Annotated in this window: 14 protein-coding genes; 7 read left to right on the top strand and 7 right to left on the bottom strand. The window is 69.7% G+C overall.

Going from position 1 to position 13296, the window contains the following annotated elements:
- Positions 1-55: 55 nt before the first annotated feature.
- The gene (locus tag ASE01_RS18825; protein ID WP_056755995.1) at positions 56-976 is read right to left on the bottom strand and encodes a 5'-3' exonuclease; all 921 of its coding nucleotides are present in this window, start codon (positions 974-976) and stop codon (positions 56-58) included.
- A gap of 27 nt (positions 977-1003) precedes the next feature.
- Between ASE01_RS18825 and ASE01_RS18820 the strand changes: the two genes are divergently transcribed.
- The 4 genes from ASE01_RS18820 to ASE01_RS18805 all read left to right on the top strand — a co-directional run bounded on the left by ASE01_RS18820 (position 1004) and on the right by ASE01_RS18805 (position 4609).
- Complete coding sequence (locus ASE01_RS18820) at positions 1004-1468, top strand: Lrp/AsnC family transcriptional regulator (protein ID WP_082606224.1); 465 nt, start codon at positions 1004-1006, stop codon at positions 1466-1468.
- 393 nt (positions 1469-1861) lie between these two features.
- On the top strand, positions 1862-3382 hold the full coding sequence (lnt, locus tag ASE01_RS18815) for an apolipoprotein N-acyltransferase (RefSeq protein ID WP_056755992.1): 1521 nt from the start codon (positions 1862-1864) through the stop codon (positions 3380-3382).
- Positions 3375-4118: a polyprenol monophosphomannose synthase gene (locus tag ASE01_RS18810; RefSeq protein ID WP_056755989.1), complete on the top strand. Its 744-nt coding sequence runs from the start codon at positions 3375-3377 to the stop codon at positions 4116-4118. The genes lnt and ASE01_RS18810 overlap by 8 nt, the downstream gene beginning before the upstream one ends.
- Positions 4115-4609 carry an FxsA family protein gene (locus ASE01_RS18805; protein WP_056755987.1) on the top strand — a complete coding sequence of 165 codons (495 nt, stop codon included), beginning with the start codon at positions 4115-4117 and terminating at the stop codon, positions 4607-4609. Before ASE01_RS18810 ends, ASE01_RS18805 begins: the two co-directional genes overlap by 4 nt.
- A 2-nt stretch (positions 4610-4611) precedes the next feature.
- Here ASE01_RS18805 and ASE01_RS18800 read toward each other — a convergent pair whose 3' ends face one another.
- The 4 genes from ASE01_RS18800 to ASE01_RS18785 form a co-directional block, all read right to left on the bottom strand.
- Complete coding sequence (locus tag ASE01_RS18800; protein ID WP_056755984.1) at positions 4612-5001, bottom strand: RNA polymerase-binding protein RbpA; 390 nt, start codon at positions 4999-5001, stop codon at positions 4612-4614.
- Between the two features lie 121 nt (positions 5002-5122).
- The gene (locus ASE01_RS18795) at positions 5123-6478 is read right to left on the bottom strand and encodes an MFS transporter (RefSeq protein WP_056756925.1); all 1356 of its coding nucleotides are present in this window, start codon (positions 6476-6478) and stop codon (positions 5123-5125) included.
- Complete coding sequence (locus ASE01_RS18790; protein WP_056755982.1) at positions 6475-7260, bottom strand: glycerophosphodiester phosphodiesterase; 786 nt, start codon at positions 7258-7260, stop codon at positions 6475-6477. The genes ASE01_RS18795 and ASE01_RS18790 overlap by 4 nt, the downstream gene beginning before the upstream one ends.
- A gap of 10 nt (positions 7261-7270) precedes the next feature.
- Entirely contained in the window at positions 7271-8812 is a 1542-nt protein-coding gene (locus ASE01_RS18785; RefSeq protein ID WP_056755979.1) for a helix-turn-helix domain-containing protein, read from the bottom strand.
- An 87-nt stretch (positions 8813-8899) separates the two neighbouring features.
- On the opposite strand from ASE01_RS18785, the gene ASE01_RS18780 reads away from it, so the two are divergent.
- Entirely contained in the window at positions 8900-9916 is a 1017-nt protein-coding gene (locus ASE01_RS18780; RefSeq protein WP_056755976.1) for a zinc-dependent alcohol dehydrogenase family protein, read from the top strand.
- The gene (locus tag ASE01_RS18775) at positions 9913-10716 is read left to right on the top strand and encodes a maleylpyruvate isomerase N-terminal domain-containing protein (RefSeq protein WP_056755972.1); all 804 of its coding nucleotides are present in this window, start codon (positions 9913-9915) and stop codon (positions 10714-10716) included. The genes ASE01_RS18780 and ASE01_RS18775 overlap by 4 nt, the downstream gene beginning before the upstream one ends.
- Positions 10717-10729: 13 nt before the next feature.
- On the opposite strand, the gene ASE01_RS25440 is transcribed toward ASE01_RS18775, so the two are convergent.
- Both ASE01_RS25440 and ASE01_RS18770 read right to left on the bottom strand, forming a co-directional pair.
- The gene (locus ASE01_RS25440; RefSeq protein ID WP_268789340.1) at positions 10730-10852 is read right to left on the bottom strand and encodes a hypothetical protein; all 123 of its coding nucleotides are present in this window, start codon (positions 10850-10852) and stop codon (positions 10730-10732) included.
- Positions 10853-10897: 45 nt separating this feature from the next.
- Positions 10898-12268 carry an L-serine ammonia-lyase gene (locus ASE01_RS18770; RefSeq protein WP_056755967.1) on the bottom strand — a complete coding sequence of 457 codons (1371 nt, stop codon included), beginning with the start codon at positions 12266-12268 and terminating at the stop codon, positions 10898-10900.
- 75 nt (positions 12269-12343) lie between these two features.
- On the opposite strand from ASE01_RS18770, the gene ASE01_RS18765 reads away from it, so the two are divergent.
- On the top strand, positions 12344-13195 hold the full coding sequence (locus tag ASE01_RS18765) for an SDR family oxidoreductase (protein ID WP_056755964.1): 852 nt from the start codon (positions 12344-12346) through the stop codon (positions 13193-13195).
- The last annotated feature ends 101 nt before the right edge of the window (positions 13196-13296 follow it).

Here is a 13296-nt window from a genome sequence, read left to right as displayed (position 1 = left end):
GATGAACCTAGGGAGCGCTGATTTCCAACTACTACCAAATGGAATGAAATCGATGTTACAAAGCGCCGAGCACACCGATCAGGCGCTCCACCGGGCTGTTCAGGCCCCACCGCTCCGACAGGTCCGCCAGGCCCTCGGGGTCGGCCGGGACCCGGGGGAGGGCGATCCCGTCGCGGGGGAGGTCGATGTCGCGGGCCACGGCGACGACCGTCGGGGCGACGTCGAGGTACGGCGCCGCCTCCTTGATCTTCAGGCGGGGGCCGGGACCGAGGTCACTGGCCGGGTCCTCCGCCGCCGCACGCACGCCGGCGATGTCGTCGTACTTCTGCAGGAGGACGGCGGCGGTCTTGTCGCCGACACCCTTCACGCCCGGCAGGCCGTCGGACGCGTCACCACGGAGGGTGGCGAAGTCGGCGTACTGATCGGCCCGCACGGCGTACTTGTCCAGCACCCAGGCCTCGTCGACGCGTTCGTGACGTCCGACGCCCTTGCCGACGTAGAGGATCCGGACCGCCGCCTCGTCGTCGACGAGCTGGAACAGGTCGCGGTCGCCGGTGACGACGTCGACCGGCATACCGGCACCGGTGGCGAGCGTCCCGATCACGTCGTCGGCCTCGTAGCCCGGCGCGCCGATGACAGCGATGCCGAACGCGGCGAGCACCTCGCGGATGACCGGCACCTGCAGCTCGAGCGGATCAGGGACCTCCTCGACGTCCGGCGCGCCGGCGACCTCCTCCACGACGCGGTGCGCCTTGTAGCTGGGCAGGAGGTCGACGCGCCACTGCGGACGCCAGTCGTCGTCCCAGCAACAGACCAGGTGGGTGGGCTCGTACTGCTCCACCAGCTGGGAGATGTAGCCCAGCAGTCCACGGACTGCGTTCACGTTCGTACCGCCCGGAGAGAGGATCTCCGGGGAACCGAAAAAGGCGCGGAAGTAGAGGCTGGCCGTATCGAGGAGTAGAAGTCGCTCATTCATCGTGGCGCAGCCTATTAGGGTGTGCCCGTGAGTCAGAGCCCCAATCCAGCGGTCGAAGTGATCGATCGACAGATCCTGGAGCTCCTGTCCAAGGACGGCCGGATGTCCTACACCGATCTCGGGCGGGCCACAGGGCTCTCCACCTCCGCGGTGCACCAGCGCGTGAAGCGGCTGGAGCAGCGCGGCCTGATCCTCGGATACGGCGCCACGGTCAACTACGCGGAGATCGGGTTGCCACTGACGGCGTTCATCTCGATCCGCCCGATCGACCCGTCGCAGCCCGACGACTGCCCCGATCGTCTGGTCGGCATGACGGAGATCGAGTCGTGCTGGTCCGTGGCCGGCGAGGAGTCGTACATGCTCAAGGTGCGCACCACCTCACCGGCGGAGATGGAGGTCCTCCTGGGCCGGATCCGCTCCGCCGCGAACGTGTCGACCCGGACCACCATCGTGCTCTCGACCTACTACGAGAACCGGCCCGTCTCGAACTGACGCTTCGGCGTGGCGCCAGCGACACGCCGAGGTTGCCTTCGTTTTTTCGGGATTTTTCCTTCTCCGGCGGGGCCTGCTGACCTGCGAGAACGTGTATCACCGCAGGTCAGGAGGCGGTTGACAGGGCCGTTCCCGGTGACCAAAGTACGGTTCCGTTCGCTCGTGCAGGTCGTGGTCGGCGGACCGGCGTCCGAGTGGCCGCAGTACCCGGGGGAGTGGCACCAACTCATCCCGGTCAGCGGTTCGCGGAGGTCGGTTCGCTCCTCGAGAGTGGGCCGGAAGGTGGCGGGTCTCCCTAGACAACGCCATGGCGTGGGCAGCCAGCTCGCGTCGCGGTGGTCCGAAGGCGTCCCTCCACCTTCCGCTCCTGGAGAGCCCGACTAGGCTCCCCACGTGCTGCAGCGCTCGTTCCTCGCGGTCCTCGGAGGCCTCCTCCTCGCCGTCTCCTTCGAGCCCGTCGCCGCAGCGTGGTTGCTGCCCTTCGGTGTCGCCTGCTTCGCGCTGGTCACCAGGGACCTCACCGTGCGCCGGGCCGGCCTGGTCGGTCTCCTGTTCGGGATCTCCTTCTACTTCGTCCACATCGAGTGGATGCGGACCTCGGTGGGCCCGGACGCCTGGGTCGCGCTCGCGATCGTGGAGGCGCTGTTCTACGGCCTGCTGGGCCTGGTCTCGCCGTTGCTGCGCGCACTGCCCTGGTGGCCGGTGTGGCTCGCGGCGGCGTGGACCACCATGGAGACGGTGCGCAGCGGCTGGCCGTTCAGCGGCATGCCGTGGGGACGCCTGGCGTTCGCTGCCGTCGACACCCCCGCGGCGCCGGCGGTCGCCTGGGTGGGGATGACCGGGCTGACCTTCCTGCTGGCGCTGGTCGGGTTCCTGCTGGCGCGTGCCCTCGAGGAGCGCACCCGCGTCCACGCGGCCGCACTGGTCGGCGTGCTGGCCGCGCTCGTGCTGCCCGCGGTGGCGCCGTACTCCGTGCAGGAGTCGGGCCGCGCCACGGTCGCCGTCGTCCAGGGAGACGTCCCCGGGCCGGGCAACGACATCCTCTTCGACGCGCGGGGCGTCACCGAGAACCACGTCGACGCGACGATCGACCTCGCGACCGACGTCGCGACAGGTCGCCGTCCGCGCCCCGACTTCGTGCTGTGGCCGGAGAACTCGACAGCCGTCGACCCCTTCGCCGACGCCCCCGTGAACCGCGGCATCAAGGAGGCGGTGGAGGCCATCGGCGTCCCGGTGGTGGTGGGAGGCATCGTCGACGACGGCCCCGAGCACATCCTCAACCAGGGCATCGTGTGGGACCCGCTGACCGGACCGGGGGAGCGCTACACCAAGCAGCACCCCGTCCCGTACGGCGAGTACATCCCCTACCGGCGCTACTGGGACCCCAAGTTCGGCCAGCTCGCGCTGATCTCCCGTGACATGAAGAGCGGCACGAGGACCAGGCCCCTGCGCATCGCGGGCATCGACGTCGCCGATGCGATCTGCTTCGACGTCGCCTACGACGACGTGATGCCGGCCCAGGTCCGGGCGGGAGCCGAGCTGCTGACCGTGCAGACCAGCAACGCGAGCTTCATCTTCACCCACCAGATCGAGCAGCAGTTCGCGATCACCCGACTACGTGCGATCGAGGCGGGACGCTGGCTCGCCGTCGCCTCCACCAACGGCCGCACGGGCGTGATCCGACCGGACGGTTCGGTCGTGGCCTCAGCGGCCACCCGCACGACCGCCGTCCTCGTGGAGGAGGTCGGTCTGAGCACCGACCTGACCCCGGCGATGCGACTGGGAGCCTGGCCGTCCCGGTTGTTCACCGGATCGACCCTTGTCGCTCTCGTCGCTGGTGCCGTCGCGTACCGTCGAAGGCGAGAGTTTGCCGGGCCCCAGCACGTCCCGGCGAAGGAGCCCCAGCATGCGTGACCCCCTCACGGACCTCGGCCGCACGGTCATGGTGATCCCGACGTACAACGAGGCCAGCAACCTGGCCTGGATCGTCGGGCGGGTGCGGCGTGCCCAGCCCGCCGTCGACGTCCTCGTCGTCGACGACGGCTCCCCGGACGGAACCGGACGGATCGCCGACGACCTGGCCGTGTCCGACACCCAGGTCCACGTCCTGCACCGCACCGCCAAGGGCGGCCTCGGCGCCGCCTACCTCGCCGGTTTCGCGTGGGCGCTGGACCGCGGCTACGACGTCATCGGCGAGATGGACGCCGACGGCTCCCACCAGCCCGAGCAGCTCCAGCGCCTGTTGCACGGCCTGCTCGACGCCGACCTGGTGATCGGTTCCCGCTGGGTTCCCGGCGGCTCGGTCGTGAACTGGCCCTGGCAGCGCGAGGTCCTCTCCCGCGGCGGCAACCTGTACGTGCGGATGCTGCTCGGCATCAAGGTCCGCGACGCCACGGCGGGCTACCGCCTGTTCCGGCGCACGACGCTCGAGAAGATCCGCCTCGACGAGGTCCGCTCGACCGGCTACGTCTTCCAGACCGACCTGGTCACCCGGACCCTGCGGGCCGGGCTGAGCGTGCGCGAGGTCCCCATCGAGTTCGTGGAACGGGTCCGCGGCGAGTCGAAGATGAGCGGTCAGGTCGCCGTCGAGTCGCTCAAGCGGATCACGTCCTGGGGCGTCCGCGAACGCTGGGAGAAGATCAGACGATGACCCGCCGCAGCCGACGGGGCCGGCGCGCCGCCGTCCTGCTCTTCCTCGCCTTCGTGGTGATGCCGATCCTCGAGATCGTCGTGCTCATCCAGGTGGGTCAGGTGATCGGGCCGTGGTGGACGATCCTGCTGCTGGTGCTCGACAGCATCCTCGGTGCCTGGCTGATCAAGCGGGAGGGTCGGCGTGCGTGGCTCGCGCTGCGCGAGCAGGTCGAGACCGGTCGGATGCCGACCAGGGAGCTCGCCGACGGCGCCCTGGTGGTCCTCGGTGGGGCGTTCATGCTCAGCCCGGGCTTCGTGACGGACGCGGTCGGCATCCTGCTGATCCTGCCGGTCACCCGCCCGGTGTTCCGGCGGCTGCTGACGACCTATGCCGTGCACCAGGTCGCTCGACGGGCCGCAGGTCCCGGGCGCACCGGTCCCGGGCGCACTGGTCCCGGAGATGACAATCGCCCCGGACCAGATGTGGTCCGGGGCGAGGTCATCGACTGACGTCAGGCCTTGGCGGCCTTCTTCTTGCGGGCGCTGGCCCGGTGCAGGTGGGCGGGGCCGATCTCGCCACCGCGGAGCAGCTCGAGCCGCTCGGTGAGGATCTCCTCGAGCTCCTTCTCCGAACGCCGCTCCAGGAGCATGTCCCAGTGGGTGCGCTGCGGCTTCTCGACCTTGACCTCACGCTCGATCCCGGCAGTGCTCTCGGCCTCGAGGCCGCATCGTGGGCACTCCCAGATGGCCGGCACGTCGGCCTCGATCGACATCGTGATCTCGAACTCGTGTCCCTGTGAGCAGCGGTAGCCGACCTGCTGACGGGCAGCAAACTCGATTCCTCGCTCGTCCTCGAACGACTGGCCCCCCAGTCGGGCGCCGCGCAATGTCCGCTCAGCCATGAGAACTCACCTCCCGTGTTTCGTCTCTGATCATGTCAACGCTACCCGCCGGTAAAAGGTTCCAATCCCCGGTGAGGTCGTGATCACCACCAGGACCGGATCCGGTACCGCGATACGGGCCCTAGATGACCGCGGGACGGGTGTTGCCCGCCTCGCGGATGCCACGTTCAGTGTCCACCCTCAGCAACAGGAGTCCACCCACGACGAAGAAGACGATGAGGGCGAAGATCGCCGGCCGGTAGGAGTCGGTCAGCTGGTAGACGAGACCGAAGGTGAGCGTGCCGAACCAGGACGTCCCCCGGTCCATCGCGTGGTAGAGGCTGAAGTACTCACCCTCCTTGCCACGGGGGATGAACAGCGAGAAGTACGACCGGGCGAGCGCCTGGGTGCCGCCCAGGACGATGCCGATCGCCACACCGAGGGCCAGGAAGGGCAGCAGGGCGCCCGAGGGGATGCCCAGGGCGACCGTGACGATGGCCATCCAGCCCACCAGTCCGGCGAGGATGACCCGTTTGGCGCCGTACCTGTTGGCGGCCCGTCCGAAGCCGATGGCGCCGAACATCGCGACGAACTGGACCAGCAGGTAGGTGCCCAGGACGGTGCCCTCGGCGAAGTCCAGCTCCTCGATCCCGAAGGTCGACGCCGAGGCGATGACGGTCTGGATGCCGTCGTTGAAGAACAGGTAGGCGACCAGGAAGGAGAGCGCCGTCGGATAGTTGCGGAGGTCCTTGAGCGTGGCCCAGAGCTGGCCGAAGGACCGCGTCAGCAGGCCGCCGTCCACCTCGGCGACGTCGACCGGAGGATGTCTCTTGATCCGCATCCACGGGATGACCATGAACGCCGCCCACCACACCGCAGCGGACAGCATGCTCAGCCGGACGGCGAGCTCGGTGCTCATCCCGAGGGAGTCGTGGAAGGTGACGACGAGGAAGTTCACCGCCAGGAGCAACCCGCCGCCGGCGTACCCGTAGGCCCAGCCGATCGAGGAGACCCGGTCCCGCTCGGACTCCTCCGAGATGAGCGGCAGGATCGAGTCGCTGATGACCACCGCGGCGCCGGCGCAGAGGTTGGCGAAGATGAACACCAGGCTGCCGAACAGCCAGTTGTCGCCCTCCAGGAAGAACAGCATCGCGGTGGCGATCGCCCCGGCCCACGCGAAGCCGACCAGCAGGTCGGGCTTGCGGGCCGTCCGGTCCGCGATCGCGCCGATCAGTGGGTAGACGAGTGCGCTGAGCACGGTCGAGAGCGTGATGACGTACGACGGCAGCGCGCCGGGCGAGATCGACAGGCCGAGGATGTCGAGATGGCCGCTCTCGCCGACGTCGTTCTCCGCGATCGAGATGAGGTACGGCGCGAAGAGCACGCCCGCGACCGTCGTCTGGAAGGCGGAGGCAGCCCAGTCGGTGAAGTACCAGGCGCGCTGCTGACGCGCCCGGTTCAGCGGCCCCAGGTCCGCGATGCTGTTGGTGTCGCTCACGACGTCCCTCCCTGCACGGACCACCATTGGCCGCGCCCCTGCAGGACATCCTTGAGCAGATCGGTGCGATCCGTGAAGAGTCCGTCGACGCCGAGGTCGAGGAGCTCGACCATTTCGTCCGGCTCGTCGATGGTCCAGACATGCACCTGGAGGCCCGCACCGTGCGCCCGGCGCACCAGACCCGGGGTCACGACGGGGAACCGGCGGTGTCGGTGGGGGATCTGGAAGGCCTCGAAGTCGGTGCCCGCGAGCAGGCGTGCGACCGATGCGACGGGGGAGAGGCGCCACACCACCACCTGCCACGGATCCGCTGCGGTCGGGACCCGCCCCTGCGTCAGTGCGCGGAACCGCCGGATCCGGCGGCGCGAGAACGACCCGATGAACACCCGGTCCCACAGGTCGCGCTCGCGCACCAGGCGCGCCAGCGGCTCGACGGCCTCGTCGGCCTTGAGGTCGATGTTGAAGCGAGCGTCGGGGAAGGCGTCGAGGAGGTCGAGGAGGGTCGGGATCTCCTCACGCCCACCGATCCGGGCACGTCGTACGTCGGCGAGGGTGAGGTCGCGGATGGCACCCTGCTGGTCGCTGACCCGGTCCAGGACCGCGTCGTGGAACGCGAGGAGCACCCCGTCCGCGGTCAGGTGGACGTCGGTCTCGAGGTAGTCGTACCCGAGCGCCGCAGCGTGCCGGAAGGCCGCCATGGTGTTCTCGAGTCCCTCGATCTCCGGGTGGTACGCGCCGCCGCGGTGGGCGAAGGCGAGGACCTTGCCCTCGGGGAGATACACGGCAGGGCGCTCAGATGTCGCGGAAGGTCTCGATGTCCGCGCCGAGCGAGCTCAGCCGCTCGGCGAGGTCCTCGTAGCCGCGGTGGATCACGTAGGTGCCGCGGAGCACGGAGGTGCCCTTGCTGGCCAGCATGGCGAGCAGGACGACGACCGCAGGTCGCAGCGCGGGCGGGCAGATCAGCTCGGTGCCGGTCCACGACGTCGGTCCCTCGATCTGGACGCGGTGCGGGTCGAGCAGGGTCACCCGGCCGCCGAGCTTGTTGAGCTCGGTGAGGTAGATCGCCCGGTTGTCGTAGACCCAGTCGTGGAGGTAGGTCGTGCCCTCGGCGACGGCGCCGATGATGGCGAAGAACGGCAGGTTGTCGATGTTGAGGCCCGGGAAGGGCATCGGGTGGATCTTGTCCCGCGGGGCAACCAGGTCGGAGGGGTGCGTGGTGATGTCGACCAGGCGGGTGCGGCCGTTGGCGGCGACGTACTCCTCGGAGAGGTCGTAGAGGAAGCCCATCTCCTCGAGCACGGCGAGCTCGATCTCCAGGAACTCGATCGGGGCCCGCTGGACGGTGATCTCGCTGCGGGTGACGATGGCGGCCGCGAGCAGCGACATCGCCTCGATCGGGTCCTCGCTGGGGGAGTAGTCGACGTCCACGTCGATCCTCGTGCACCCGGTGACCGTGAGGGTGGTGGTGCCGATGCCCTCGACCTGGACGCCGAGCGCCTGGAGGAAGAAGCAGAGGTCCTGGACCATGTAGTTCGACGACGCGTTGCGGATCATGGTCGTGCCGGGGTGCAGCGCGGCGGCCATGAGGGCGTTCTCGGTGACGGTGTCACCGCGCTCGGTCAGCACGATCGGACGGGTCGGGGAGATCGCCCGGTTGAGCTGGGCGTGGTACCAGCCATCGGTCGCCTTCACCTCGAGCCCGAACGGACGCAGGGCGGACATGTGGGGCTCGACGGTGCGGGTGCCGAGGTTGCAGCCGCCGGCGTAGGGCAGCTCGAAGTCGTCGGAGCGGTGCAGCAGCGGTCCGAGGAACATGATCACCGAGCGGGTCCGTCGAGCGGCCTCCTCGTCGATCTTGGTGAGGTCGAGCTCCTTGGGCGGGATGATCTCGAGGTCGTTGTCCGCGTTGATCCAGCGGGTCTGCACGCCGAGGCTGTCGAGCACCTCGAGCAGGCGGTTGACCTCCTCGATCCGGGCGACCTTGCGCAGCGTGGTCCGACCGCGGTTCAGCAGCGAGGCGCACAGGAGCGCGACGCCGGCGTTCTTCGAGGTCTTCACGTCGATGGTGCCGGCCAGCGTCGTGGGTCCCTTGACCCGGAGATGGGTCGGGCCGGCACCCAGCGCCACGATCTCGGAGTCGAGCGCACTGCCGATCCGCGCGAGCATCTCCAGGGACAGGTTCTGGTGGCCCTTCTCGATCCGGTTGATCGCACTCTGGCTGGTGCCGAGGCGCTCTGCGAGCTGCGCCTGGGTGAGTCCGCGGTGCTTGCGGGCGTCCCGGATGAGATTGCCGATCCGGCCCTTGTAGTCGTCGTTGGGCTCCTCGAACGTCATACCACGACGGTAACTCACATGTGAGATAACGCAAGCGACGGCGCACGGTGCGCCCTCACCTGATCCCTCCGGTGGCAGGATCGGTCCATGCGCGCCACCACCATCCACGCCGCCCGCGACATCCGTGTCGAGGACGTCGACGTCCCGGTCCTGAAGAAGCCCACCGACGCCATCATCAAGGTGACGGCCGGCTGCATCTGCGGCTCCGACCTGTGGCCCTACCGCGGCGAGAACCCCATCCGCCCGGGCGCGACGATCGGCCACGAGTGCATCGGGATCGTCGAGGAGGTCGGCAGCGAGGTCCGCGACTTCGCAGCCGGCGACCACGTCATCGTGCCGTTCTGCCACTGCGACAACACCTGCGCGCACTGCCGGGCCGGCGCACAGTCGGCCTGCGTCAACCTCTCGATGACCTCCAGCGGCCAGGCGGAGTACGCCCGGGTCGGCCAGGCCGACGGCAGCCTCGTCGCCACGGGCGGCGCGCCGCCGGCCGACCTGCTCGCCTCGGTCCTCTCGCTGACCGACGTGATGCCCACCGGGTGGCACGCCGCTGTCTGCGCGGGCGTCCGCAAGGGCGGCACCGCCGTGGTCGTCGGGGACGGCGCCGTCGGGCTGTGCGGAGTCCTGGCCGCCTCGGTGATGGGTGCGGAGAGGATCATCGCGATGTCGCGGCACGAGTCCCGTCAGGACATCGCACGTGCCTTCGGCGCGACCCACATCGTCTCGACCCGCGGCGAGGAGGGCATCGAGGAGGTGTTGGCGCTGACCGACGGCGTCGGCGTGGATGCCGCACTCGAATGCGTGGGCACCGACCAGGCGATGAGCACCGCGATCGGCGTGACCCGCCCCGGCGGGGGAGTCGGCTTCGTCGGGGTTCCCCACGGCGTCGAGCTGCCGGTCGGCACCCTCTTCGCGAAGAACATCGGGCTCCGGGGTGGCGTCGCGCCGGTTCGCCGCTACCTGCCCGAGCTGCTCGCGCTCGTCCAGGACCGCGCCATCGATCCGGGCCGGGTCTTCGACCTGGTGCTCCCGCTCGAGCAGGCCGCCGAGGGCTACCGCGCGATGGACGAGCGCCGCGCGATCAAGGTGATGTTGACGCCGTGACCCGGCTCGCCGACCACGCCTACCTGGACCACATCCGCAAGGAGTCCGCGCGCTTCCTGGAGGTCCTGCGCGGGTGCGAGCCGACCGCCCAGGTCCCCTCGTGCCCCGACTGGGACGCCGCGGACCTCCTGTGGCACCTCACCGGCGTCCAGCACTTCTGGCACCACGTCGTCACGACCCGCCCGGCCGCGCCCGACGACTACGCGGAGCCGGGGCGCCCCACGTCGTACGACGGGTTGCTGGCGAGGTTCCAGGAGGTGCACGGACGGTTCCTGGAGGCGCTGAGCGCTGCCGCCCCGAGCGAGCCGGCCTGGTCCTGGTCCAACGACGCGGGCGCCCAGAGCGTCGCGTTCACCTACCGCCGCCAGGCACACGAGGCCCTCATCCACCGGCTCGACGCCGAGCTCGCCGCGGGCACGTCGACGCCGTTGCCGCCGGACCTTGCGACCGACGGCGTCGAGGAGACCCTGGCCGTCATGTTCGGCGGACTGCCCGACTGGGGCCGGTTCGAGCCTCTGCCACTGCACGTGGAGTACCGGATCACGGACACCGCTACGTCGGTGTGGACCCGGCTCGGCACCTTCTCCGGGACCTCGCCGGAGGGCACCGACCACGCCGACGAGCCCGATCAGCACGTCGTCCCGGACCCCGGCACGCCGGCTGACCTGGTGGTCGCGGGGACTGCGGACCGCCTCGACGGCTGGCTCTGGCACAGGTACGACGACGCAGGCATCACCTTCGAGGGCGATCCTGCGGTGTGGGAGCGGGCGGCGGCAGTGCTGCGCCACCCGATCAACTAGGGCTGGATCCTGGCTAGCCCCGGACCTGGCTCTTGCGGCTGCTCTGTCCGGCGAACCACACGACCCCGAAGAGGGACCCCAGGAGCAGCACGAACAGGACGACAGCAGCGATCACGACAAGGGCAACGGTGGTCATGGGTCCCAGAGTGGCATGACCTGCGTCACATTTCACGCACCGCGCTCAGCACTCGATCACGTTGACGGCGAGTCCGCCGCGCGAGGTCTCCTTGTACTTCGTGTGCATGTCGCGGCCGGTTTCCCGCATGGTCTTGATCGCCCGGTCGAGTGACACGGTGTGCCGGCCGGTGCCCGCCAGCGCCAGGCGGGCGGCATTGATCGCCTTCACCGAGGCGATGGCGTTGCGCTCGATGCAGGGGATCTGGACCAGACCGCCCACCGGGTCGCAGGTCAGCCCGAGGTTGTGCTCGATACCGATCTCCGCAGCGTTCTCCACCTGCTCGGGCGAGCCGCCGAGCACCTCGCAGAAGGCCCCTGCGGCCATCGAGCAGGCCGAGCCGACCTCGCCCTGGCACCCGACCTCGGCGCCGGAGATCGAGGCGTTCTGCTTGAACAGGGCACCGATGGCTCCGGCTGTCAGCAGGAACCGCACGATGCCGTCGTCGTCGGCTCCCGGAACGAAACGGTCGTAGTAGTGGAGGACGGCCGGGATGATCCCCGCGGCACCGTTGGTGGGGGCGGTGACCATCCGCCCGCCAGCAGCGTTCTCCTCGTTCACCGCCAGCGCGAACAGGTTGACCCAGTCCATCGCCTGCAGCGGGTCGTCGACCCCGCTGTCGGCGGTCAGTCGCGCGTGCAGCGCGGGAGCCCGACGAGGCACCTTGAGCCCACCCGGGAGCACCCCCTCGCTCGCGCAGCCGTTGCGCACACAGGTCTTCATGACCGACCAGATCTCCAGAAGGCCGTCGCGGACCTCGGCCTCCGTGCGCCACGCCAGCTCGTTGGCGAGCATCACGTCGCTGACCCGCAGGCCGGTCTCGGCGCAGATCGCGAGCAGGTCGGCAGCGGTGCCGAAGGGGTGGCGGACCGGCGTCTCGTCGGCGACGACGCGGTCCGCCCCGACGGCCGACTCGTCCACGACGAAGCCGCCGCCGACCGAGTAGTAGACCCGCTCGCGCACCAGGGCTCCGGACCCGTCGTACGCCTCGAACCTCATGCCGTTGGGATGTCCGGGCAGGGACTTGCGGCGATGCATCACGAGGTCGTCGGCCCCGAAGTCGACCTCACGACGCCCGGCGAGCAGGAGCCGGCCGGAGGCCCGGATCGCGGCCGCGCGCTCGTCGTACGTCGTGATGTCGACGGTCGCCGGCTCCTCACCCTCGAGCCCGAGCAGCACTGCCTTCTCGGACCCGTGGCCGTGACCGGTCGCGCCGAGGGAACCGAACAGTTCGGCCCGGACCCGGCCGATCTCCTCCAGGAGACCATCGGCGACGATGCCGTCCGCGAACAGCTTGGCGGCGCGCATCGGGCCCACGGTGTGGGACGAGGAGGGGCCGATACCGACGGAGTAGAGATCGAACACGCTGAGCGCCACCTCACCACCGTAGACCCGTGAACTACGACCAGGGGAGGACGACGGGCCGGGGCCCATGCGGGAGCATGGCGAACCATGAGCGAACTGAACGGACGCACCTTCCTCGTCACCGGGGCGAACACCGGCATCGGCAAGGAGACGGCGCGCGAGCTCGCCGGTCGAGGCGCGCGCGTCGTGATCGGGGGCCGCTCGGAGGACAAGGTCCGGGCGGCGATGAAGGAGATCTCCGAGGAGACCGGCAACACCGACCTCGACTTCCTCGCCATCGACCTCGGCGACCTCGCCTCGGTGCGGACGGCGGCCCAGACCTTCCTCGCCAGCGGCGAGCCGCTCCACGTCCTGATCAACAATGCCGGTCTCGCCGGCAAGCGCGGCCTGTCGGCCAGCGGGTTCGAGCTCGCCTTCGGCACCAACCACGTCGGCACGTTCCTGTTCACCGAGCTGCTCCGCGAGCAGATCGTCGCAAGCGGTCCCGGCCGGATCGTGAACGTCGCCAGCGCCGGCCACTACCGCGCCAAGGGCATCGACTGGGAGGCCGTGCGCCGGCCGTCGGTCACCCGGACCGCCTTCGACGAGTACTGCGTGTCGAAGCTCGCGAACATCCTCCACGCGCGCGAGCTTGGCCGCCGCCTCGAGGGGACCGGCGTGACGACGTACTCGTTGCACCCCGGCGCCATCGCGTCCGACGTGTGGCGGGAGGTGCCGCCCGGGCTGCGGCACGTGATGAAGCTGTTCATGAAGTCGACCGTCGACGGCGCTCGGACCTCGTTGCACTGCGCCACCTCACCGGACGTTGCCGACCAGACCGGCCTGTACTACGACAACCGGCGCGTGAAGGCGCCCTCGGAGGTCGTCACCGACGAGCTCGCCGCCGAGCTCTGGACTCGCACCGAGGCATGGGTGGACGTGGCACGATCTGACGGGTGAGCGCCGAGCCGCGCGACGTCGTGCTGGAACGTGCTGGGGATCGATGAGAATCCGGCACTGGCGGAGTCGTATGCAGCACAGGCCGACTGGGACCCCCGGGG

Origin of the sequence: Nocardioides sp. Root190 (genome assembly GCF_001428565.1) — a bacterium.
In the GTDB taxonomy this organism is placed as follows: domain Bacteria; phylum Actinomycetota; class Actinomycetes; order Propionibacteriales; family Nocardioidaceae; genus Nocardioides.
The sequence above is the reverse complement of the archived record's forward strand: the minus strand, read 5'-3'. Positions and strand labels throughout refer to the sequence as shown.